The organism is Dyadobacter luticola (genome assembly GCF_005860805.1).
Taxonomy (GTDB): Bacteria; Bacteroidota; Bacteroidia; order Cytophagales; family Spirosomataceae; genus Dyadobacter; species Dyadobacter luticola.
Genome location: NZ_VCEJ01000002.1, coordinates 2,509,697 through 2,531,531, shown reverse-complemented (window position 1 = coordinate 2,531,531; position 21,835 = coordinate 2,509,697). Strand labels below are relative to the sequence as shown.

Sequence of the window (21,835 nt, the reverse complement as noted above, 5' to 3'; positions counted from 1 at the left end):
AATGCATTACACAAAAATGCCAGTTCATTCATTATAGGATTTCGGTTGCCTGAAAAGCGGCTGATTTTTGCATGACATAAAACAAAAAGATAGTCATGAAAAATAATGAAATGAGCGAAAAACGTATCCTGATCGCCACCATGCCACTGGACGGCCACCTGAATCCGCTGACCGGACTTGCTAAACATTTACAAGAAGTCGGATACGATGTGCGCTGGTACACCGGCCCGAGCTACGCCGAAAAAATCAAAAAGCTTGGTATCCCGTTCTATCCTTTCCAGCAGGCGCGGGAGGTTAACCAGCTGAACCTGGACACAGAATTTCCGGAACGTTTAGCAATGAAGGGCACGATCAAACGCCTGCGTTTTGATCTGAACAACGTATTTTTTCTGCGTGCCCCGGAGCTGGTAAGCGATGTGCAGGAGATTTACAAGGAATTTCCTTTCGATATGCTGATTTGCGACGCGGCGTTTACAGCCGGCACGATCATCAAGAAACTGTTTAATGTGCCCATGGTTTCAATCGGGATCAGTCCTTTGGGTGAGAGTTCAAAAGTGTTGCCGCCAACCGGCCTGGGTATGGAGCCATCCAGATCGTTTTTTGGATTATTAAAACAAGATTTTCTTCGCTACCTGGTCAAAAATGTACTTTTAAAACCTTGTACGGACGTTTACAACCGGGTACTGACCAGCTACGGTGTGGCGCCTACGACCGAGTTTGTTTTTGATGCACTCACCCACGATCCCGATCTTTACCTGCAAAGCGGAACGCCGGGTTTTGAATACGTACGCCCTGATTTGGGTCCAAATATCCAGTTTGTTGGCCCGCTGTTGCCTTACAGCCAGGGAGGCAAACATCCGTTTCGCGAGGCAGCCCGTGTTTCCCAATACAAAAAGGTGATATTAGTCACGCAAGGTACTGTGGAACGTGATCCGGCAAAGCTGATTTACCCAACCCTGGAAGCTTTCAAGGACGATCCGGAAACATTGGTGATTGTAACAACCGGCGGGTCCCGGACTAGCGAGCTGCGGGACCGGTATCCCCAATCCCATTTTATCATCGAGGATTTTATTGATTTCAATTCGGTCATGCCTTATGCCGACGTATACATTACCAACGGTGGCTATGGCGGTACGATGCTGGCTTTGCAGCACAAGCTTCCGATGGTGGCCGCGGGTGTGCACGAGGGGAAAAATGAGATTACGGCCCGGATCGGTTATTTCAAAGCTGGCGTAAACCTGAAAACCGAAACACCGACTGCTGATAAAATTAGAAAAGGCGTCGAAAAGGTACTTAGCGATCCAATATACAAGAGAAGCGCCCAAATGCTGGGTTCGGAATTCGCCCTTTATGATACCAATCTGCTTTGTGAAAACTATGTTGCAAAACTGCTGGGCCAGGTTGAAGCTCACGCTGTTGTTGTGGAGGGTTAAGTAACAATCTGATATACGCCAGTTTTGCCCAATTGCTTGCAGTTATGTGGTCTTCCCGGCTTTTTTCATATAATTTGAGGTAACATTCAAAGCATATCATATTGAGATGAATGAAAACCACTTAAATGAGAAGAGCCGGCCGGCGCAAATTCACCAGCAGTACGTGCAGCTCATTCAGGAACATTTGACAAATCTTGTCAGCGGAAAAGTGGATAAAATGTTTGAAATTGAAGATTTCGCTCAGGCACTTTGTATCCATCCCACGCATTTAACCAACACCATGAAAGAACTCACCGGCATGTCTGCATGTGGGATCTTTCAGACGGAAATCGGGCATCTGGCAAAGGCGCTACTGGGAAATCCGGAATATAAAATACAAGATGTGGCTTTGATCCTTGATTTTGAACCGACGCAATTCACAAAATGGTTCAGAAGGATTTTCGAAATTACCCCCAAAGAATTCAGGACCGCACAATTGAAAAACTTAAATCAAGACCATTTTCCGAATTCTTAGTGACCTAATTTTGAGAACAACTTAAAAGGTCACAAATGAATTTAAATAACAAAAATATTCTCATTACCGGCGGTAGTGAAGGCATTGGCTTTGGATTGGCCGCCCGGTTTTTGGCAACCGGCAGCCATGTGCTCGTTACAGGAACAAAAGAGGAAAAGCTAGAAAGTGCAAGGCTCAAATTACCAGAATTGAAAATATTGGTAAGCGATATTGGTGATGCAAAACAGCGCAAAATGTTGGCCCGGCATGTCAGTGAGATGATGGCCCCGCTTCACATCATCATTAATAATGCAGGCATTCAGCGCCGGGTTTCATTGGCAGAAGATACTGCGCCGTGGAGTGAGCGCCAAAGAGAAATTGATATCCTGTTTTCAGGCCCGGTACATCTCAATCATTTGCTAATTCCTTTGCTACTAACACACAAGGAACCAAGTTATATCATCAATGTAACCTCTGGCGGAGCTTATATACCGCAAGCATTTGCACCAGTTTACAGCGCCTGTAAAGCGGCACTTCATAGTTATACCGTGACGCTGCGTCATGCATTGGAAAACACCTCTTGCTCAGTGATTGAATTAATCCCTCCGGCCATTGCAACAAATCTCGCTGGCAATTCCAGCCACGGCGCCGATTTGGATGAATTTTGCGACTCAGTTTTTAACAAGTTGTTTAATAGCGAGACTGAAACAATAGGTTATGGAATTACGGAAAACATTCAGCCGGAGCTTTCCGGTCAACCCGTTTCAATTTTATTTGAGAAAAGCGCATCCCGCTTTCAGACCAGACAGTATTCGGATTCCTTATGGTAATAGAAAATCAGTATTTGAACCACCATCACTCTACCGCCAACTGCGCAATCCGCTCCCGACAAATCCGTTCCGTCAACTCTTTTAATAATGTAACCCTGCTGCCCAGGTATTCCAATTCCGCTTTTTCAATCTTATAATGCTTTTCATATCTTGCATCAATGTAGGCTTTTTTTAGAAGCTGAAACAATCGCTCTTCCTCGGCTGTATTTCTGGGGAAAACCATAGCGAAACCAGAATGAAGTTTAGTGGCTTGATTCCCTAATTCCTCGATATCATGAATCTTGGGTTTATAATCTGTGAAGACTAAAAGGACTGCGGTAAAGTATCGCTCTGTCGCTTGGTGAAGCTCAAAAGCCGCATTAGTGTAGAAAACTGAATCACTTTCTGCCTCCTGAAAATAAAGTTTAAAACCTACCAAAAATGCACAAGCTGATTTAAACCAATGATCAAATGCATCCGTAGCTTTTAATTGCCTTTCTTCTGGGTTCATAAGCTTCGGCTCTGATAAAGTGAATTTCCCGGAATCAAAAAGCAAAATTCCTTCTCTCAAAATATCGACAAAGAAATAGTAATTCCGCTCGATCTTGTCATTCACAAAACCAATGCTATGGTAGATAATGCTCGTTCGCGTGATTTCAGCATTGTCCATTAATTCCTTTTCCAGTTCCCGCGATTTCTTGACTTGCCTGGCGGAATTTTTGTCTTTGGTAATGATCAAAATGTCGAAGTCGCTGACGTACTCGTATTTCTCCTGGTAATCTTCGACCCAATCGCCGCGCGCGTAGCTGCCGAAAAGGATGATCATTTCGGCGGGGACTTTGTCCAGAATTATTTTGGTAACCGCTTTTAACTGGTCTTGCTTGTTTTGTGGGAGGTGGGATAGGGAAGTTTTCATTCGTGTGTGGGGGTTTTTGAATTTTTGGTAAGATACAAAATTTCAAAAATCCATGGTCTCTTCGTGCTTATGTCGGTCGCAAGGCATTATTTCGGTTTGTTCACACAAAATGTTTTGCCAAGCAAATCCTGCACAAATTTCCTGGGCGTTGTGTCCAGATAATGTTTGAAATCTTTGATTAAATGACTTTGGTCATGGTAGCCGAATTGGGTTACCATATCCAGCCAATCAATATCGCCCTCCTGGTGAATAATGTGGTCAATCACCTGCTTGAAGCGAAGATAGCGCAGGTGCTCCTTGCTCGAAAAGCCGGCATATTTTTGAAACCGCATTTGAATAACCCGCTCTGAAACGTGTGCGTCCAACGCGATTGCCTTTGAAGGACTTGTCTGAAACAGCTGATTTTGCCCGATACTTTCCAACAACGGAAGACTCTCAGTTTCAGGATCCTGGATAAAGGCTTCGGCGTGCTCGAGCAAAATCTGAATGCGTTCTTCGGTTTTGCGTAATCGCAGTGATTCCCAAAGCATTTCAAATGACAGGATGCCCAGCAGCTTGTCGGGGTCATGTATGAGCTCCGGCTGCATTTCATTAACCGGAATTTCAAAAAGCCGGTAAAAACCATGTGCATTAAAAGTAACCACTACCAGGTCTGTTTCGGGGAGTAGCTTATAATGCAGCATTTTTCTCAGCGGCCCTATCAAAACCACCTTCCCGATCTGATTCAGTGGAATTTGCGCATCCCCAAAAGCGGCGGGTACCGGCGGGCCGAAATTGAAGATCAGCATCATTTCCAGGCTTGGGGATAAATGCTGCGAGACCGGCTCGAAATCAGGGCCGGTTTGTATGCAATAAAAGTGCTTGATCACATCCGCCAAAGCGGCAGGCGGGTCAAAATGAACACCAATCTCCGGCATAGTCCCTTTCGTTTTCTTACAATTTATGCGGTTTGCGCACCATTAATTTTGACGGCAGTTAAAGCAAATAACAAAACATTCAACAAAATGATACAATCAGCTTCACCCAAAATACTGGTAACCGGCGCCACAGGTAGCGTCGGGATGGAACTCTGCAAAGCTCTTTCGGGCAGGGGAGTGCATTTCAAAGCAATGGTACGCGCCATAAGTAAGGCCGGCGATCTGGCAAAACTGCCCGGCGCTGAGCTCGTTCAAGGTGATTTCGATGATGCGGGTTCACTTTCAAATGCATTGCAGGGAATCGAGCGCTCCTTCTTGCTTACCAATTCTTCGGAGCAGGCAGAAGAACAGCAGCTCAGGTTTGTGGAAGCGGCCAGGCAAGCCGGTGTGCTGCACATCGTAAAGCTGTCGCAGTGGGCTGCCAGTGCCGATTCGCCGGTACGTTTCCTGCGCTATCACGCCGCTGTGGAGGAGGAAATCCGTGAATCAGGGCTACGATTTACTTTTCTCAGGCCAAATCTTTTTATGCAGGGATTGCTGGGTTTCCGAGACACGATCCGCAATCAGGGCGTATTTTTCGGCGCAGTAGGAGATGCCCGGATTAGTTTGATCGATGTCCGGGACATTGCAGCGGTTGCCGCAGCAGCGCTGACCGACCCGGCACAAGAAGACAAAATATACAACCTGACCGGCCCCGAAGCACTTTCACATAATGATATAGCGGAAAAACTGTCAGCCGCAGTAGGTTCGCCGATCATGTTCGTGAATCTGGATTCCCGGTCTTTGGAAAAAATGCTGCTGGAAGTAGGCTTTCCCCAGTGGCAGGCAGAAGGATTGGTGGAAGACTACGCGCATTATCAAAGAGGTGAAGCAGACGAAGTTGCATCCGGGGTGGCGGATGCAACCGGAAATCTGCCCCGCAGCTTTGATCAGTTTGCGAAGGATTATGCCGACTATTTCAAAGCTTAGGGAAAACTGTTTTTGAAGCACACATTGTTTCAATGTTTGGCAGCCACTCAACATCCCTTATTGGGTATCACATAAATCACATTGCCTGAAACAGAAAAATTAAAGCCAAAATTTTCTACCGGGGGAAGTGTTAGTGGCTGCCAGGTTTTGCCCAGGTCCGAAGAGCGGAATATACCGTCTGAGCGACCACAGACTAAATATTTGCCCATCTGTTTGATGGATGAAATATCTGATGAGGATTGGGTCAATCCTGTTTTTTTCATCAGCAAACTAATCCAGGAAGGTTTAAGGTCTTCACCGATGGCATTCCAGTTTTTTCCGCTATCCAATGAAATGTACATGCTGTTTGTCCCGGTTGTGGTGTTGTTAACAATGGCCGCAAATCCGCCGTCAATACGTTCTACAGCGATTCCGGCACCCTCGTCACCGATCACGCGGTCCCAGCTCTGGCCATCATCGGTGGACCTTAATATTCCCTCTTTGGAAGTAGCCAGAAGTACGCCGTCTGACTCAACCAATCTCATCGTTCCACTCCCGGCCTGCACTTGTTTCCAGGTTTTTCCACGGTCCGTTGATCTGAAAAGGCTATTGCTGCAAACGATGAAAACGGTGCCTCCGGCCGTTTCGAAAATATCGCGTACCAGTTTCTCCTTAAAGTGTGTATACATCCAATCTTTCTCGCCGTTCAGGCGTACCGCCTGCTCCTGAAAATTCGCGTACATAGGCGACCAGTTGCCCGATCCGTTTATTTTTTGTAAAAATTGACCTCTGAAGTTGTAGGCAAATATTCCGCTCTTGCCGGGCGCTATGCTAGCCTGGTTACCGGGGAAGTTTTCTTTTGTCCAGATAGTGGCGCCGAAACTGGGTTCACTGTGATAAAACTTGTTTCCGGCACGTAGATAAAGCCCACGGTCATTTGCCAAAAAACCATCGCTCCGTATACCCCCTTTCTGCAAATTGTCAGGCAGCCCTTTGCTAATGTCCTGCCAGGTTTTTCCACCATCAGCAGATTTAAAAATGATGTTGGCAACCTCCGATGAAGTGCCCTCGGTCAAGGATTTTGTTTTCGCTCCCTTATGTTTCAGCACAAAAGAATTTAGCAGAAATAGCAGGAGCATAGCCGGAATAAACACAAATCGTTTTCTCATTTTTTTCTTTTTTAAAGCCATTGAATTTCAACCACTGCGGTGACCGCAAACCTACCGGTGTTCGTGCTGAGATATATCAGATGGTTGGTAAAAGAATGTAAACGAAACGTAAAAGATGGTTGAAGGACTGTTGTGGATTTTTGTAGCGGGCGCTCGTAGTGGTATAGATAGTAGATCGAATCTACACGTTGTCTTTGATCCTTATCAAACAACCTACTTATATGAAGTTTTTTGCAGTCATATTGATTTTGCTGTTCGCAGGTGAACTGAAAGCCCAGAAAAAGTCTTCACAAGCGCTCTTTAATGGAAAAGACCTGTCGGGCTGGGAAACCTATCTGGACCGTGCCGACCAGAATGTGAAAGGTTCTCCGATCGGCTTGAATAACGACCCGAACAAGGTTTTTTCTGTGGTTACAGAAGACGGAAAACCGGCCATACGGATATCGGGTGAGACTTTCGGCGCAGTGACTACCGTAGGCAGTTATGAGAATTATCATTTACGACTGCATTTTAAATGGGGTACCAAAAAATGGCCTCCCAAGCTTAATGCGCCGCGTGACAGCGGATTGCTTTTTCATAGTAATGGTGACTATGGTTCCTCTTTTCTTTGGAAAGAATCGTTTGAGTTTCAGGTGCAGGAAGGTGATTGTGGCGATTACTGGGGTGTATCGGATGTGCTGGCGGACATTGAATCACAGCAAAATGAAAAGGGTAAGTATGCCTACCACAAGGGTGCACCGAAAGTAACATTTAAAGATAAAACCACCATCGGCCGGTCCTGTCTGAAGAGTATCGATAACGAACTGAAATCCGGCGAGTGGAACACCATTGATCTGTATTGCTTCGGTGGTACGGCCGTTCATGTGATCAATGGCAAGGTGAATATGGTACTGACAAACACGCGCCACCTGGTCGACGGGCGTGAAGAACCGCTTACAAAAGGGCAGATCCAGCTGCAATCCGAGGGTGCGGAAATATTTTACCGGGACCTGATGGTAGAGCCAATCACCAAAATACCTGGCGAGTTATTGAAATGATATGTGAGGTGAGAGGGAATCGTAGTTGGAGTTTAACATTCCAAAAACTGCGCGTCAGTCATCGTCCTCCTCCTCGTCATCACCGTCTTTTCCCACTCTCACAAATGCACCTCGCCGGGGAGCGGGCATAATGCTTTTTTCGCCCCGTACTGTTTGCCACACGATTTCACTGAATATCAAATCGTCGATTGCGTCGGGGACGGTCAGGTCAAACTGGTCTGTCCGGCGCGAGTTACTATTGACCGCCACATTCTTTTGAGAAAGATCCACACCTGCTTCTTTGGCGGTGAAAGTGGCAGGATTGGCTTTATTGGCAAAACATCTCCACATTGGTTTGGCCGCGGCATCATACTGGCTCATTGGTTTGATTCCCAGGATTAACTCCATCGTCCGCAGCATACCCGAAGTGGAATACATGGTGTGATCCACAAAACCGCGTTTTACAAAACCGCCGGCGACAAATGCAATGGACCTGTGTGCATCCACATGGTCGGGGCCATTCTGCGCATCATCTTCCAAAATAAATACCACCGATTCATTCCAAACCTTGCTTTTGGAAAGGTGCTCAACAAAACGCCCGACGGCCAGATCATTATCTGCCACCGCTGCAAAAGGTGTCGGTTTCCCTATGCTGGCGCCCGATGTATGGTCATTTCCGAAGCGCAAAGTGTTCAATTTTGGAAGCTTACCGGCCGCTACCAGCTCATCAAAATCCTTTTCCCAGGCCGCCTCGCGATCAATGTCCTTGTAGCTGAGATTATAGCCTTTGAAAGTGGGGCAGTATTTGCCTTCCAGCGTTTTAATGTTTGGCTTTTCATCATCGGCAAACCACCCGTAGCTCCGGAATGTCACCCCGGCGCGTTGTGCATGGTCCCAGATGAACCCGTCGCGGGGATGCGCGATTTCTTTCTGGCCTTCGTAATCGTATGTCCCGCCGCGGCCGCCATAGCTGGTCACCCAGTTTTTTTCCACATAATCATTGGCGTAGGCCGCCGATGACCAGTTATGCCCATCGGCACTGACTTCTGCATCGACATAGAAGTTATCCAGCAGCACAAACTCGCGGGCCAGCGCGTGCTGGTTCGGCGTAACTTTTTCCGGAAAAAGGCACAGCGATGCGTCACCGTTTCCCTCTTTCATATCTCCCAGGATCTGGTCGTAGGTGCGGTTTTCTTTGATAATGTAAAACACATATTTGATGGGCGAAGGATCACCAACTTTCATCGGAATGGGATTACCTGCTTCTCCTTCTGCATTGAGCTCCTTCTTCTTGGTATAAGGGGTGTTGCTGTAAACCACCCGTGAATAAGCCGAAAGCACCTCTGGCTCAGGGGCGTCGATTATCGACAATGTACCTTTAAAGAGTCCGCCGATGTACTGTTCCCTGCCTGTGTATGCCTGCGGGTTGGGGCCAACCTGCTGCGGTACTTTGGATAAATTCGGGTTTGGGCCTTTTGGATTGGCTTTCGAAGAAAATCCTTTTCCGTTGGTCACGAAAATTTTAGAACCAATCGTCTTCACCGCCGTCGGATACCAGCCGGTTGGGATAAAACCGATCGAATGGCTGCGGCCTTTTACTTCCACATCAAATACGGCAAGGCAGTTATTATCCGCATTGGCAATGTATAATGTTTTCTCATCCTCGCTCAGAGCCAGTCCGTTAGGCGTAGTTCCTACCGGCGCGTCAGGAAATAGGGACGTAGTTAATGTCTCGGAAATCTGTCTTTTGGTAAGATCAATGAGGCCGACGGTGTTGTCATTACCATTGGCGACATACAGAAATTTGCCGTCTTTGGTCAACAGCAGATCATTAGGATTCTTGTTGGTAGCAATCTCCGCGGCGATTTTCTGAGTCTCCGTATTTACAACTACGATGCGCGAGCCACCCCAGAGCGACACATAAAGCTCTTTTTTATCATGAGCAAGCAAACAAGTGTAGGCAGCAGCGCCCAGGTTCAACTTGCCAACGGTCTTTTTGGTTTGCGTGTCACAAATGTAGAGCGAGCTATCCTCCTTGGTAACTACATATAAGAGGTTCTTTGCATCATCAACCGCGATTCCCGTCGGTGAAATCTTCACCGGCCAGGGAGCGCCCAACATAATCGGTTTGCTCGGGACAAGCTGCTGGTCCTGAATGTTGAATACCAAGATTTGATTATCATTCCCGCCCGATGCATACAAAGTTTTCTCATCCTGACTAAATGCCAGGCCCAGATAGGACTTTCCAACTTTGGCCGAATCCAGTAATTTTTCCGAAGTTGCGTCGATCAGCGTAATGCTTTGCGTGCTCTGTCCGTTGTTGGTCACGGCCAGGTATTTTTTTGAAGGGGAAACCACCAGGTTCAGAGGCAAGTCGTCCAGGTCCAGGCTTCTGCCCACCGGCGTTAATGACCAGCCATTCGGCAGGTTGATGCGCTTAGAGGATAGTTCCTTGTAAACTGCCGCCTCCTCGGAGGTTTGGCCAGTATTTTTCCTGCATCCGCAAAAAACAATCACTGACAGCAACAAGCATAATCCTGGTCTGAGGTAACTTATCATAACAATTCGATGTATAGAAATGCCTGCAATATGCGCTGGCAAAATACAAAGAATATGCAGGAGAGTTTATCGCTTAACAATAAGGTAAAATAAAAGCCGGTTTGAAAAGAAACACTTGTGCTCACTACGGCTTTTATTTTCCTTCCTAATTCCGATAATTATTTTTAAAGAATGTTTTGACAAGCGACAAGATCTTATTCTCACGGGTAGATGAGTCGTAGGGATTTTCGATAAAAGACAGCTGGTCTTTTAACTCTTCCATATTCCGGTCTTCCATCGTGATATAACCCATCGCCCATTTGTCAAATGATCTGCTATCCACATTGCCTTTGTAGAGAACGATGACCTGGCTATGGCGGTAGTCGAATTTTATTTTCTCAAACAATGCAGTTACAGCCTCCTGTTCGCCTTCCAAAACCTGAATAACGCTGCCATTGCAGTAGAGTAACACGCCAGTAATGTCGGCCGCGGCATTATTTCTACGGCTTTGCGCCAGTACACTTTGCAATTCGCCGTCTTCCATCAGCGTTCTCGACGCACTTAGATACACAATACAATAAGTCATGAATTTTTTTATTTAATCGCAGGGCAACCGTTAATTAAAAATTCGTTCCAGATTGTTTTTTCTGCGTATCGATGGCATCCAGCAGTTTTTGGAAAGGCTCGGTAAACTTATCAATCCCCTCATTTTCGAGTTGCGTAGCCACAGCATCCATGTCAACGCCCACTGTTTTTATCTTCTCTAAAATTTCTGTGGCTCCGTCAAGGTCTTTTTCCAGGCTGCTTGCAGCATCGCCATGGTCACAGAAAGCTTCCAGCGTTTGAAGCGGGATGGTGTTTACGGTGTTTGGCCCGATAAGCGCCTCTACATAGCGGGTATCCTTAAATGCAGGGTCTTTGCTGCTGGTACTTGCCCATAGCAACCGCTGCGGTACTGCGCCCTTCTCAGCCAATTTCTTCCAGCGGTCGGTGCTAAATGTGCGTTTATAAATTTGATAAGCCATTTTTGCAGAAGCAATTGCAACTTGTCCACGGAGGTCACCCAATCCATTTTTGTCGAGAACCGGATCGACCAAAATGTCTATCCGGCTCAAAAAGAAACTGGCGACAGAAGCTACCCGATCGACAGGCAAACCTTGTTCAGCCCTTTTTTCCAGGCCCGAGATATATGCTTCCACAACCGCTTCGTAACGTTCCAGGCTGAAAAGTAAGGTCACATTGATATTGATTCCTTCGCTGATGGCAGTCTCAATCGCCGATAGGCCCGCCTCCGTGCCGGGAATTTTGATCATCACATTTTCTTTGTCAACCTGCTGCCAAAGCTCACGTGCCTGCTGGATAGTAGCCTCCGTATCCCGCGCCAAAAATGGCGAAACTTCCAGGCTTACATAGCCATCCGCACCAACCACATCCTCCTCATTATATACCGGAGCCAGCACGTCGCAAGCGAGCTTGATATCAGATACAGCCATTTTAAAGAATACTTCTTCGGTAGTAAATCCATCTTTGGATAGCCGCGCAATGTCTTCATCGTAATCCGCGCTGCTGCTGATGGCTTTTTCAAAAATGGCAGGATTGGAAGTTACGCCCCGTACGCCGTCCTCCTCGATCAGTTTCTTCAATTCGCCTGAAAAAATAATTTTTCGGTCTATGAAATCCAGCCAGATGCTCTGGCCAAAATCGTGTATCTGCTTTACTTTATTGGTTTCCATAATTAAATCGCTTTTAAGTGTAATGAATTCAATGCTACTGCGCTAAGCCGGGACAGTAGTCGAACTTTATGCAGGTGTCTACACTCCTTGCAACGCTGAAATTTCTTCTTCTGTTCGGATTATTTTAAATAAGATGAGCGCATGAATTCGCGGGCGACTTAATAACATCGTGCCAACGCGGCAGAAAGCTATTGCGCGCGTCTCTTTTCATCGAAACGGATATCCTTGTTATTTCCGGATACCTTGGATCTGCCGAATGAGTAGTTCATAGTGAGTGTGAAAGTGTTATAATTATAGTCGGTTCTGGTACTTTGCACAAAGTCACTGTAATGCATATCGTATTTATTTACAGTTCCCAGAAAATAACCCGGGCTGATGATTAAGTTATTTTGAAGCAACTTGATCCTTGCCCCAATCCTAAAACTACGCTGGCCGTAAGTGTACACATTTCGATCGGTTGAAGGGAGATTTTGATTGTAATTCAGATAAAAGCTGAGAAGGCTTGTGGCATTAAAACTATTATTGATGCTAAATGAGGCAGAGGTTCCGCCAGGCGTACTGATAGCCGCTATTTTCGATTTGGGCGAAGCATAGAAAAACGAGACGTAGACGCTATTGTCCCACCATTTATAAAATGACCGGTTAAATGATAAGTAGGTGCCAATGTTATCCTGGGTCAAAAAGTTTCCTCTACTTGTAATTAAGTCCGGACCATTAACCGTCGTGAGATTTGAAATGATATCACTCGTATGTTGTGTGAATACGGTGCAAGAAAACATGCCTTTATATAAATAATTAAGTTCAACATTGTTGCTGTATGAGGGTAAGAGCAGTGGATTTCCGACAGCATACGTGTAAATGTTGGTATAATAGGCGAATGGATTTAAGGAATTCAGGCTTGGCCGGTTAATCCGACGTGAATAATTTAAGGAGAATACATGGTTATTGCTGGCTTTATAAACAATGTAGGCAGTTGGAAACAAGGCCCCATAATGACGCTTGTTACGCTGGTTTAAGGTAGGCGAATAACCATCCATAAGTGTATATTCATAGCGCAGACCTGCTTTGGCCACCCACTTTTTTGATAGCTCCGATTCCATGCTAAAATAAGACGCAATGTTGCTTTCTGTATAGTTAAATTCATTGCTACGTGTTTTATCCAGTAAAAAGCCTTCGTCGGAATAGGTATAGTATTCGATATTGGCATTATTATTAAAATTTGCCAGTTTAATACCAGTTTCGATTTTAGCCCAGTGATAGGGTAATATTAAATCAGATTGAACAGACCAGATATGGTATTTAGATATGTTATTATTTCGAACCGAGCTATATGTATTTTCTGACTCCGAAATAAAGTTATTTTTCATTTCAGGTTTATTCATGAAAAAATTGACGGAACTGCTTAATTTCTTCCCGGTCGAGTCAAGTTTCAGATCGTGGTAAATATTTAATGTTTGTGTAAACAATGGTCTTGAAAATTTCCCGGTAGTGTTTAAGACTGAGTCAATACGATTATCGGTAACAAATCTATAACTATTGTTAAAGGTCGTATTCGATTTATTGTCTGAGATATTATAAATGAGCCCGATATTGTTTCGCTTGTCTAACGCATAATCGACACTTGCGCCGGTTTGTAAGCCAGGCGAAGTCCCTAATCTTCGCTCATCGCTAATAATTTCACTAGGGCGTCCCGTGATGTTAAATGATTCTTTGATAATAGAGCCATAGTTGGACTGGTTAAATGTCAAGGAGCTGCTCAGTTTTCTTGACCGATAATAAAGGGCCAGATTGTTTGCGTATGACGGACGGTTGTTCTGTGAATAAAATGTTCCTACTGATCCCCGCCAGCCTAAGGACTGGTTTTTCTTCAAAATAATATTGATCAAGCCGCCATTTCCCTGCGCCTCATATTTTGCGGGCGGAGTAGTTATAATTTCAATTTTTTCAATGTCGTCAGACCTGAGTGTTTTAAGGTAGTTGACGAGCTCGCTACCTCTAAGTAGCAACATTTTATCATTAATCATTACTGAGACACCACCCTTGCCAATAATCGAAATCACACCCTCTTCCAACTTCAACATCGGTACCAAAGCCAGCGCCTGAATCAGATCTGATCCCTTTGCAAAAATGGAATTTGATAAGTTAAAAACCATGCGGTCTATTTTTCTTTCCAGCAGAGGTTTATTGCCTTTTACGGTTAATTCTTTAAGATTATTTGTGCTGCTAACAAGCTTTAAGGTGAGTACAGTTAAATCCTCAGAAAATATCTCAAAGGAAGTTGAACTTCCGTTTTCAAAGCCCAAAAAGGAAGCCGTAATAAAGTATTTACCGGGCTTTACATTACTAAATTCATACAAACCTTTTTCATTGGTAAGTTGTGTATTAACTGTAACTGAATCGGGCAATCCAATCAATGAAACAGAAGCAAAACCTAATCCGGCTTCATCGACATTTTCAATAACATTACCCTGTATTTTTAAAGATTGTCCAAGAACAGGCGCGCTAAAATGGGTTAACAAAAACCAAATAAAAGTCACTACAAATACGCGCAAATTAGAATACACTTTTCCCATGAATAACAAGATTAATACGTTGTTATATGGAAACTTCCGGTATGCAGAAAGGTTACAGGAAAAGGAGAAAAGTACCGGCCACTGCCTTTTACTAGAAGGTTATCGACTACAATCACTAAACTCCTAAAAAACATGGCAAAGAAATTTATAGTCAGTTTAGTGCTTGCGGGGGTGTTTCTGGCAGTTTATTCCTTTATTCTCGATTGGAAGTTCAGGTATGACCGGCCCTGGGCATTTGCTTCCGGCAGCAATACTGCTACACTGGTTGGCTCCTGGCAGGGGGATTTCAAAGATCCGGACGGCATAACCAAACACATTGAAATGGTTATCGCAGAACCGGAACAAAAAAAGCGGAATCGCAGCAAAAGCCGGGGATTTAACCACCAGGATGAACTGAGATTTACGGGAACGGCCGTCATCAAAAGCAGGCTCGGCGTGGAGAATGACCGGATTTCGGGACTACTTAAATCCGACGATGGGCATGATATCGACAAGATTTCCTTTTCACCGATCAATGAGGAAAAAAAGGTGCGGGAGTCATTCAATGTATCGATGTCTGAAACCGGAAGCACCTGGCAGGATGATGTCATTCAGCTCAAACTTTCCTTCACCTATGTCACCAAAACCGGCGCTGGATTTTCCGATTCTGCGGATGACCGTTTTGATAAAAAAATTCCGGTTACACTACATAGAAAATAGTGTCCGGAATAAAACGTAGGTCGTATGCTAGGCGGTTTCAGTTTTTCAAAGCGGTTACTTCCCCTTGTTGGAAATAGCTTAAAGCGAATCTTTCCCAACTTCTTTTAGTTAACAGCGATGCCTTTAATGTCCCTCACAACCGGCACCATATTCAAAGCTTCGCGAATCAATTTGATTTTACCATTTTCAGCGACAACGCGGCCCATATAATGCTGGGCGTAATCCTTGCCATTTGAAGCGATCACCGCGGTAGCCTCGTACTCGCCAAAAGCCTGGTCGGGCGTGTCAATGTGGATTTCAATGTTCTTGAATTTGAAGCCGGGGAATGTCTTTGGCAGGTTACTGAGGAAATTGTATAACACTTCGCGGCCTTCCCACCGTGCCGGAATTCCCAAACTGGCAAGGTAAGGCAACTCGAATACAGCATCTTCGGCGAATAATTCGATCTGAACATCAGGATTGCCAATGTTTTCCAGATAACCCATTAATAGTTCTTTTGCAGTTTTCATGTCGTTGTTTTTTTAAATTCTTGTGTTGTTTTTGACACTGCAAAATTGGGCGGTTTATTCGCCACCACCCATGACATTTCGTAAGAAATAAGGTTGATAAATGTCAATGGTACTAACCATCTCTGAGCAACTTGCATTGTGGCATACAAGTAATTTTATAAATTCGCTGTAAACGTTCTGCCAAACCACCGCAAGACCATGTTGCCTGGGCACACACCATCATTCGGACTGGGCCTGTCGATCACCAAACATGCAGCATTACCAGAAAATAGCGTCAACTATTCTTTCTACTGCCAGCGATCGTGGCGCTGACAAAAGCACTTGTCCCTCGGAAATTGCGCGCATGCTATTTCCCGACGACTGGCGAAAACATATGGAGGAGGTGCGCGAGGTGGCGATTGATTTGCATAACAAAGGCAATGTGGTCATCACCCAAAAAGGAATCCCGGTTGATGTGAATGCTATCAAAGGGCCGGTGCGCATTAAAATTGTTTGAAGCAACAATAGCTACTATGCGACTGCCAGGATATCAGGAAGTACTTTTCATGCTTTTCGAAGGATCTTCTCCATTTTCCTTCCTTTTGCCAGCTCGTCGACCAGTTTGTCCAGGTACCTCACTTTTCTCGTCAGTGGATTGTCAATTTCTTCGATGCGATAGCCGCAGATGACGCCCGTAATCAGTTCTGCATTCGGATTCAGTTCTGCCTTTTTGAAAAATGTATCGAACGTCGCTTTTTCATCAATCAGTTCCTTTACTTTTTGATCGTCAAAGCCAGTCAGCCATGCAATTACCTGGTGCAATTCTTCTTTGGTCCTGCCTTTGCTTTCAACCTTTGCAACGTAGTGCGGATAGACTGACGAAAAGGTCATTTTGGCCATTTTCTCATTGTGTTCATTTGTGATCTGCATACCTCCGTGGGATCTTGGTTTCCATCTATAATCAATAAGTAATTTCTGAAATTTTTTTACCACTTACCAAATCCCGATCCAATGTATATGTAGCCTTTTATGCCGGGTAGATTACTGGCATGAAGATTGGATGCATTTTTTTATGAACATTCTACTTGTGTCTGGTCCTGGTATTTCATTGAAAGAGCCGTATAACAGCGGCATCGAAGCATTTATTGTTTCTTTTGCTAACCAACTGGTTGATGAGGGGCACATTGTGGATGTTGTTGCGGAGGAAGCCGAAGCCAATGCGAAGTTTGCGCTCATCAATCCATTTACTGCTATTTTTGAAAACACGGGCTTTTCTAAACTTCTTCGGGAAAAGCGGCAGTTCCAAAATCTGGATTTTGATGCCTACGATGTCATTCACTACAACATGTTTTATCCGCACCTGTTAGAGGCAGGATTGCATTTTGATAAAACTTCATTTCTCACGCTGCATTCACCGGCGGACGAAAAGCGAATAGCTGCCTACAAACAACTTTCCCGGGAAAGCGATTTAAAATTTGTAGCAATATCAGAAAGGGTCAAAAGTGACTGGGACGAAGCATTGGGTACTGATATGCCGCTGATTAACAATGGTATCAACATGGATCTATGGCCGACGAAGCAATCGGAAGACCGTGCGTATCTGCTCTGGTCGGCGCGGATCAATGAAGAGAAGAATGTAGCGGCAGCAATATCCCTGGCAAAACACATGCAGCTGCCGCTGAAAATTGCAGGCAGAATTGTGGACCAGCATTACTTTGATGAGCAGGTTAAACCGCATCTCAATGCTCAGATTCAATACGTTGGGCATTTAACCCAGCGGGAACTGAGCGGCCTGGCTCAAAAAGCGTCCGCCTATCTCGCAACCGCAACCTGGCAGGAGCCATTTGGTTTGGCAGCTTTGGAAATGCTGGCAAGCGGGGTACCAGTTGTGGGTTTTCATACGGCCGTCCCGCCGGATTGGGCGCATGAAAGCGTATTGAAAACAATATCTCACCATTGGCAGGATTTGATAGAGCTGGTTGAAAAGAGCGTTTCTGTTAACCCGGATACTTGCAAGGCATTTGCATCTCGCATGAATATCCAAAATATGACTTCAAACTACGTAAAGCTTTATACGGAAGTTTTGTTGCTGGAAAATGTTGGTGAAGAAGCGATACCGGCAATATGAAGATTGCTGTGATTGCCAAAACAAGACTGCCGATTGCCGAGCCATTTCGGGGCGGGCTGGAAGCATTTACCCACGCATTATGTAAAGAGTACATCCGGCTCGGCCACAACATTACCTTGTATGCACACGCAGACAGCGACCCGGAACTGAATGTAAAAGGGTTTTACGGCGATGAAAATCGGGAAAGTGCGCATTTTGAAATATATGAAAATGATGAATACCTGTCCATATTAAAAGACATTGAACAAAACGATTTTGATATTGTTCACAACAATTCGACCCACGAGCTGCCGATACCATGGGGCGTGAAGGCGCCGATCCCGGTGGTGACTACCATACATACCCCGCCCATCGCCAAGTTAAAAGCAGCGATCAAGATTTGCTCTGGTGTTGAAAATCTGCATTTTGTTTTGCCTTCCAAATCCTTTGAAGCCTCCTGGCAGCCTTATTTAAATAATGGTTCAACCGTCATCTATAACGGTGTTGACCTAAGTAAGTGGCCGCTCGTACGCGAAAGCCGGGACTATCTGTTTTGGTTTGGAAGGATCGTCCACGCAAAAGGTTTGGACATTGTCCTAGATGCGGCCCACGAGCTTAAAATACCCCTGAAGTTTGCCGGTCCGCTCGATGATCAAACCTATTTCGAAGAGCAGATCAGGCGGCGGATGACGGAAAGCGACACCTACCTTGGTCATCTAAAACAATCCGACATTCATTTACATATGAAAGGCGCAGCCGCTATGGTCAGTGCCGTACGCTGGGAAGAGCCTTTTGGCCTCACCAACATTGAAGCCATGGCAGCAGGCGTGCCGGTAGCCGGATTCGACCGCGGTGCTTTCCGGGAGTTAATCCATGCTGAGAGCGGAGTGGTTGCGGAACAAAGGAATGTAAACTCGCTTGCGCAGGCCATCGAAGCTGCTATACCACTCGACAGTGCCAAAGTGAGGCGCCACGCCGAGACATTTTCTTTACAAACGATGGCGGAGCGCTATATCCATCACTTTCAGGAATTGCTATGAAGATACTCCTGGTTGCCGGACCATTCATTTCGCTGCGCGAACCTTACAACGGAGGTACGGAAGCATTCATCGTGGAGCATGCCAATGCACTGGTGCGCCTGGGGCATACCGTCGATGTGATCGCAAAAGATGCGGATGAAAAAAATCTGTTTCAGGTTATTGAATTTCATGAGAGCCCGCTGAGCATGAAGGATGATTCGTACCGGCCCTGTCCGGAGTGGCTCGGGCAGCAACATTATCAGACATTACAGTATGGCATTTTCAACGCGAGCCGCTACGACGTCATCCACTACAACGCATTTATACCAGAAATCTACGCCGTCGGCGCCCTCCATAACACGCCCAGCGTACTCACATTGCATTTGCCGCCGACGGAGAAATTCGTTCTGATGTATCAGTTTTTCATCAAGCAAGCCAATGTTTTACCCATCGGTATTTCGAAGCGGATGAGCCAACAGTGGAAGGCAGTTTTAAGTAAAGAAGTAGAGGTGATCTTGAATGGCATACCGCTCGAAAAGTGGCAGCTACAATCGCGGAATGCGGACGGCTATTTACTATGGAGCGGGCGTATTGCAAAAGAAAAGAACTTGGAAGCCGCGATACAGCTGGCTAATTATCTAAAACGGCCCCTCAAGATCGTCGGATCCATTTTTGACAAAGCATATTTCCAGGATCATATCCAGCCGCAGCTAAACCAACATATCGAATACTTGGGACACGCCACGCAGCAGCAGTTAGGCAAACTGGTGGCGGGCGCATCGGCTTTTTTGGCAACCGCAGTTTGGGAAGAGCCTTTCGGACTAAGTACGGTGGAAATGCTTGCAAGCGGTTTGCCCGTCGTTGGTTTTTACACCGCCATACCTCCGGAGTTGCGCAATGAAAAAGTGTCCATAGCCGTCGATTCCCACGACTGGCGGGACCTGATAGCGCCGTTAGAAATGGTTAGAAAATCGGAGCCGGAAGCATGCAGGGATTTTGCAGCCACATTTGATTTAAAGAATACTGCCGCGGCTTATGTGCATGTATATGAGCGCATTGCCCAAAAAGTCGTGAAATGAAAAAGCCGACACTATTCTATTTTGTACACGCGCACGGAAATGGCCACAGGGCAACATTCAATATGCTGTACCCGGTATTATCGGTTTATTTCGAGGTGATCGCGATTACGACCAACCAGGAAATTACCGCGTATCTGCACCAAAGACATGATGTGCGCGTGCTGGAACTTCCTCCAAAATATCCCGCCGACTACGAGATACCGGAACATACCTTTTCAAAAGCATTTGAAGTTACGCCGTATGCAATCGAACCTGCACACCGGGCAAAGGCGCTGGCGGAAGCGATAGCACATTTCAAGCCCAAGGCTTTCTACTGCGACGGTGTGCCCGAGCTGGCGATCATGGTGCGGGGTATGGGTGTCCCGGTTGTTTTGATCCATCTGCCGGGAAATGTCATGAGCGATCCGACACAGGTTTTTGCGCATGAACTCGCGGATCATATCATCGCGCATTTTCCTTCTTCTCTTGAACAGGCGAACTTTTCCTTTATATCCAAAACCTATTATAGCGGATACATTTCACAATACGCTGGTCGTGCATTAACATCAAGCAGCCGCCCGCATTTCGATCAGGTAACAGTCCTTTTAGGCTATGATAATTACGATGAAACGGTACTTCAAAACATCACAAAAGATCAAAGCACACAATTTACGATTGTCGGGAACAAGCGGGATTTTGATGTAGGTGCAAATTGTACATTGCTCGGCCCGGTTAAAGATATCCGGGAAGCGATTACGGGAGAAGTAGTGATTTCGGCAGCCGGCCAGAATACGATTGCGGAGCTTTTGTCGATGAAAAAACGCCTGATCCTGCTCCCGGAGCCCAGACCGTACGACGAGCAAGTTGTGCATGCGAAGGTGCTAGCTGAGCAGCATATTGCATTGTTGGCGCAGGAAAATTTCAGTGCTGAGCAGTGGCAAAATGTGCTGCAAAAAGCGAAAAGGTTTATACCCGATTACAAAAATCTGGTCAATGCATCAGCGCCCGAGGAAATAGCGCAAAAAATGAGAAACTGGTATGTCTGAATTTAGTATTGTAACAATTGTGAAAGGAAGGCGTAAGCAGCTAGCCAATCTGCTCGAATCTGTAAAGGCATCGACCATGCTTCCTCATGACATCCAGATTGTGTGCATGGACAACCTGGATGGAATTACCATTCCGGATAACCTGAATGTAAACCTCCATTTAATAAACGAAACGCACGAGCTGCCGCTCGCGGCCGCGCGGAATAGGGGAGTAGCTGCTGCCAAAACCGATAATGTAATATTTATCGATGTCGACTGCATTGTATCGCCAAGCCTTTTTGCAAATATGCTGATGCGTGTGCAGGCGGATACTATCATTACAGCTTACCCATTATATCTGCCAATGTTGCCAGAAACAGGGAGCTATGACGACTTGATGCATCAGGCAGTGGCGCATCCTGCACGCGAGCACATTCCCGTCGGCGTGCCGGTGGAGCATTTGCAGTTCTGGTCGTTAATATTCGCTGTTCGAAAACAAACCTTCGAAAAAATCGGCGGCTTTGATGAATCCTTTATCGGGTATGGGGCAGAGGATACGGATTTCGCGATGATGTTTCACGAGGCAAACATGGCGCTGATCTTTGTACACGACTATGTTTTACATCAATATCACAACAAGCACGATCCGCCGGTAAACCACTTTCATTCGATCATTGAGAATGCTACGCGGTACCGGCAAAAATGGAATGTTTTGCCGATGCAGCGCTGGTTGAAAGCATTTGCAGCGATGGGACTGATAAAAATCGATCAGGCGGACCACATTACCGTCCTTCAAAATCCCTCAGACTATCAGATAAAAAACAGCATTTCTCCTAATCCGTATTGATAGGTTCGTCCGTATGTAAGCTAATGCCAATTTCTTCAACAAACTTT

21 protein-coding genes are annotated in these 21,835 nt (G+C 45.7%); 12 read left to right on the top strand and 9 right to left on the bottom strand.

The genetic code is table 11. From position 1 onward, the window contains the following. Nucleotides 1-95: 95 nt before the first annotated feature. From FEN17_RS10550 to FEN17_RS10540, 3 genes are all read left to right on the top strand, one after another. Nucleotides 96-1,433, top strand: a complete 1,338-nt coding sequence (locus tag FEN17_RS10550; RefSeq protein WP_229208763.1) for a glycosyltransferase — start codon at nt 96-98, stop codon at nt 1,431-1,433. Between the two features lie 106 nt (nt 1,434-1,539). Next, nucleotides 1,540-1,947, top strand: a complete 408-nt coding sequence (locus FEN17_RS10545; RefSeq protein ID WP_138365202.1) for a helix-turn-helix transcriptional regulator — start codon at nt 1,540-1,542, stop codon at nt 1,945-1,947. A gap of 35 nt (nt 1,948-1,982) precedes the next feature. After that, entirely contained in the window at nt 1,983-2,756 is a 774-nt protein-coding gene (locus FEN17_RS10540; RefSeq protein WP_138365201.1) for an SDR family NAD(P)-dependent oxidoreductase, read from the top strand. A gap of 25 nt (nt 2,757-2,781) precedes the next feature. Here the strand turns inward: FEN17_RS10540 and FEN17_RS10535 are convergent, their stop codons facing one another. Both FEN17_RS10535 and FEN17_RS10530 read right to left on the bottom strand, forming a co-directional pair. Further along, nucleotides 2,782-3,651, bottom strand: coding sequence for a HEPN domain-containing protein (locus FEN17_RS10535; protein ID WP_138365200.1), 870 nt, complete (start codon nt 3,649-3,651; stop codon nt 2,782-2,784). Between the two features lie 86 nt (nt 3,652-3,737). Beyond that, nucleotides 3,738-4,568 (bottom strand): helix-turn-helix domain-containing protein, encoded by an 831-nt coding sequence (locus FEN17_RS10530; RefSeq protein WP_138365199.1) that lies wholly within the window; start codon nt 4,566-4,568, stop codon nt 3,738-3,740. Between the two features lie 87 nt (nt 4,569-4,655). On the opposite strand from FEN17_RS10530, the gene FEN17_RS10525 reads away from it, so the two are divergent. Beyond that, nucleotides 4,656-5,537, top strand: a complete 882-nt coding sequence (locus FEN17_RS10525; RefSeq protein WP_138365198.1) for an SDR family oxidoreductase — start codon at nt 4,656-4,658, stop codon at nt 5,535-5,537. Between the two features lie 47 nt (nt 5,538-5,584). Here FEN17_RS10525 and FEN17_RS10520 read toward each other — a convergent pair whose 3' ends face one another. Further along, a complete protein-coding gene (locus tag FEN17_RS10520; protein WP_205748124.1) occupies nt 5,585-6,685 on the bottom strand; it encodes a DUF6242 domain-containing protein in 1,101 nt (366 codons plus the stop codon). A gap of 221 nt (nt 6,686-6,906) precedes the next feature. On the opposite strand from FEN17_RS10520, the gene FEN17_RS10515 reads away from it, so the two are divergent. After that, a complete protein-coding gene (locus FEN17_RS10515) occupies nt 6,907-7,722 on the top strand; it encodes a 3-keto-disaccharide hydrolase (RefSeq protein ID WP_138365196.1) in 816 nt (271 codons plus the stop codon). A 54-nt stretch (nt 7,723-7,776) separates the two neighbouring features. On the opposite strand, the gene FEN17_RS10510 is transcribed toward FEN17_RS10515, so the two are convergent. From FEN17_RS10510 to FEN17_RS10495, 4 genes are all read right to left on the bottom strand, one after another. Further along, a complete protein-coding gene (locus FEN17_RS10510) occupies nt 7,777-10,260 on the bottom strand; it encodes a bifunctional YncE family protein/alkaline phosphatase family protein (RefSeq protein WP_138365195.1) in 2,484 nt (827 codons plus the stop codon). 145 nt (nt 10,261-10,405) lie between these two features. Next, nucleotides 10,406-10,825 (bottom strand): BLUF domain-containing protein, encoded by a 420-nt coding sequence (locus FEN17_RS10505; RefSeq protein WP_138365194.1) that lies wholly within the window; start codon nt 10,823-10,825, stop codon nt 10,406-10,408. A gap of 34 nt (nt 10,826-10,859) precedes the next feature. Beyond that, the gene (tal, locus tag FEN17_RS10500; protein WP_138365193.1) at nt 10,860-11,972 is read right to left on the bottom strand and encodes a transaldolase; all 1,113 of its coding nucleotides are present in this window, start codon (nt 11,970-11,972) and stop codon (nt 10,860-10,862) included. Between the two features lie 188 nt (nt 11,973-12,160). After that, the gene (locus FEN17_RS10495; protein WP_138365192.1) at nt 12,161-14,545 is read right to left on the bottom strand and encodes an outer membrane beta-barrel family protein; all 2,385 of its coding nucleotides are present in this window, start codon (nt 14,543-14,545) and stop codon (nt 12,161-12,163) included. A gap of 132 nt (nt 14,546-14,677) precedes the next feature. On the opposite strand from FEN17_RS10495, the gene FEN17_RS10490 reads away from it, so the two are divergent. Continuing rightward, the gene (locus FEN17_RS10490) at nt 14,678-15,244 is read left to right on the top strand and encodes a hypothetical protein (protein WP_138365191.1); all 567 of its coding nucleotides are present in this window, start codon (nt 14,678-14,680) and stop codon (nt 15,242-15,244) included. Between the two features lie 104 nt (nt 15,245-15,348). Here the strand turns inward: FEN17_RS10490 and FEN17_RS10485 are convergent, their stop codons facing one another. Further along, nucleotides 15,349-15,753, bottom strand: coding sequence for a nuclear transport factor 2 family protein (locus FEN17_RS10485; RefSeq protein ID WP_138365190.1), 405 nt, complete (start codon nt 15,751-15,753; stop codon nt 15,349-15,351). A 250-nt stretch (nt 15,754-16,003) separates the two neighbouring features. Here FEN17_RS10485 and FEN17_RS10480 point away from each other — a divergent pair, with 250 nt between their 5' ends. Further along, nucleotides 16,004-16,249 (top strand): DUF3253 domain-containing protein, encoded by a 246-nt coding sequence (locus FEN17_RS10480; protein WP_138365189.1) that lies wholly within the window; start codon nt 16,004-16,006, stop codon nt 16,247-16,249. Nucleotides 16,250-16,296: 47 nt separating this feature from the next. Here the strand turns inward: FEN17_RS10480 and FEN17_RS10475 are convergent, their stop codons facing one another. After that, nucleotides 16,297-16,662: a DUF2200 domain-containing protein gene (locus tag FEN17_RS10475; RefSeq protein ID WP_138365188.1), complete on the bottom strand. Its 366-nt coding sequence runs from the start codon at nt 16,660-16,662 to the stop codon at nt 16,297-16,299. A gap of 142 nt (nt 16,663-16,804) precedes the next feature. Here FEN17_RS10475 and FEN17_RS10470 point away from each other — a divergent pair, with 142 nt between their 5' ends. Genes FEN17_RS10470 through FEN17_RS10450 form a run of 5 tightly spaced genes read left to right on the top strand, consistent with a single transcriptional unit; the run spans nt 16,805 to nt 21,788 of the window. Then, nucleotides 16,805-17,860: a glycosyltransferase gene (locus tag FEN17_RS10470; RefSeq protein ID WP_171037892.1), complete on the top strand. Its 1,056-nt coding sequence runs from the start codon at nt 16,805-16,807 to the stop codon at nt 17,858-17,860. After that, nucleotides 17,857-18,879 (top strand): glycosyltransferase, encoded by a 1,023-nt coding sequence (locus tag FEN17_RS10465; RefSeq protein ID WP_138365186.1) that lies wholly within the window; start codon nt 17,857-17,859, stop codon nt 18,877-18,879. The genes FEN17_RS10470 and FEN17_RS10465 overlap by 4 nt, the downstream gene beginning before the upstream one ends. After that, complete coding sequence (locus FEN17_RS10460; RefSeq protein WP_138365185.1) at nt 18,876-19,937, top strand: glycosyltransferase; 1,062 nt, start codon at nt 18,876-18,878, stop codon at nt 19,935-19,937. The genes FEN17_RS10465 and FEN17_RS10460 overlap by 4 nt, the downstream gene beginning before the upstream one ends. Continuing rightward, on the top strand, nt 19,934-20,962 hold the full coding sequence (locus FEN17_RS10455; RefSeq protein ID WP_138365184.1) for a glycosyltransferase: 1,029 nt from the start codon (nt 19,934-19,936) through the stop codon (nt 20,960-20,962). The genes FEN17_RS10460 and FEN17_RS10455 overlap by 4 nt, the downstream gene beginning before the upstream one ends. Next, nucleotides 20,955-21,788, top strand: coding sequence for a glycosyltransferase family 2 protein (locus FEN17_RS10450; protein ID WP_138365183.1), 834 nt, complete (start codon nt 20,955-20,957; stop codon nt 21,786-21,788). The genes FEN17_RS10455 and FEN17_RS10450 overlap by 8 nt, the downstream gene beginning before the upstream one ends. Nucleotides 21,789-21,835 lie beyond the last annotated feature (47 nt).

What these genes read in the sequence shown, in the direction of transcription:
- FEN17_RS10455 (WP_138365184.1), top strand. Translation starts at nt 19,934, where the DNA reads ATGAAAAAGCCGACACTATTCTATTTTGTACACGCGCACGGAAATGGC.
- FEN17_RS10535 (WP_138365200.1), bottom strand. Translation starts at nt 3,651, where the DNA reads ATGAAAACTTCCCTATCCCACCTCCCACAAAACAAGCAAGACCAGTTA.
- FEN17_RS10515 (WP_138365196.1), top strand. Translation starts at nt 6,907, where the DNA reads ATGAAGTTTTTTGCAGTCATATTGATTTTGCTGTTCGCAGGTGAACTG.
- FEN17_RS10465 (WP_138365186.1), top strand. Translation starts at nt 17,857, where the DNA reads ATGAAGATTGCTGTGATTGCCAAAACAAGACTGCCGATTGCCGAGCCA.
- FEN17_RS10490 (WP_138365191.1), top strand. Translation starts at nt 14,678, where the DNA reads ATGGCAAAGAAATTTATAGTCAGTTTAGTGCTTGCGGGGGTGTTTCTG.
- FEN17_RS10450 (WP_138365183.1), top strand. Translation starts at nt 20,955, where the DNA reads ATGTCTGAATTTAGTATTGTAACAATTGTGAAAGGAAGGCGTAAGCAG.
- FEN17_RS10480 (WP_138365189.1), top strand. Translation starts at nt 16,004, where the DNA reads ATGCAGCATTACCAGAAAATAGCGTCAACTATTCTTTCTACTGCCAGC.
- FEN17_RS10485 (WP_138365190.1), bottom strand. Translation starts at nt 15,753, where the DNA reads ATGAAAACTGCAAAAGAACTATTAATGGGTTATCTGGAAAACATTGGC.
- FEN17_RS10470 (WP_171037892.1), top strand. Translation starts at nt 16,805, where the DNA reads ATGAACATTCTACTTGTGTCTGGTCCTGGTATTTCATTGAAAGAGCCG.
- FEN17_RS10460 (WP_138365185.1), top strand. Translation starts at nt 18,876, where the DNA reads ATGAAGATACTCCTGGTTGCCGGACCATTCATTTCGCTGCGCGAACCT.
- FEN17_RS10540 (WP_138365201.1), top strand. Translation starts at nt 1,983, where the DNA reads ATGAATTTAAATAACAAAAATATTCTCATTACCGGCGGTAGTGAAGGC.
- tal (WP_138365193.1), bottom strand. Translation starts at nt 11,972, where the DNA reads ATGGAAACCAATAAAGTAAAGCAGATACACGATTTTGGCCAGAGCATC.
- FEN17_RS10550 (WP_229208763.1), top strand. Translation starts at nt 96, where the DNA reads ATGAAAAATAATGAAATGAGCGAAAAACGTATCCTGATCGCCACCATG.
- FEN17_RS10530 (WP_138365199.1), bottom strand. Translation starts at nt 4,568, where the DNA reads ATGCCGGAGATTGGTGTTCATTTTGACCCGCCTGCCGCTTTGGCGGAT.
- FEN17_RS10475 (WP_138365188.1), bottom strand. Translation starts at nt 16,662, where the DNA reads ATGCAGATCACAAATGAACACAATGAGAAAATGGCCAAAATGACCTTT.
- FEN17_RS10520 (WP_205748124.1), bottom strand. Translation starts at nt 6,685, where the DNA reads ATGAGAAAACGATTTGTGTTTATTCCGGCTATGCTCCTGCTATTTCTG.
- FEN17_RS10505 (WP_138365194.1), bottom strand. Translation starts at nt 10,825, where the DNA reads ATGACTTATTGTATTGTGTATCTAAGTGCGTCGAGAACGCTGATGGAA.
- FEN17_RS10495 (WP_138365192.1), bottom strand. Translation starts at nt 14,545, where the DNA reads ATGGGAAAAGTGTATTCTAATTTGCGCGTATTTGTAGTGACTTTTATT.
- FEN17_RS10510 (WP_138365195.1), bottom strand. Translation starts at nt 10,260, where the DNA reads ATGATAAGTTACCTCAGACCAGGATTATGCTTGTTGCTGTCAGTGATT.
- FEN17_RS10545 (WP_138365202.1), top strand. Translation starts at nt 1,540, where the DNA reads ATGAATGAAAACCACTTAAATGAGAAGAGCCGGCCGGCGCAAATTCAC.
- FEN17_RS10525 (WP_138365198.1), top strand. Translation starts at nt 4,656, where the DNA reads ATGATACAATCAGCTTCACCCAAAATACTGGTAACCGGCGCCACAGGT.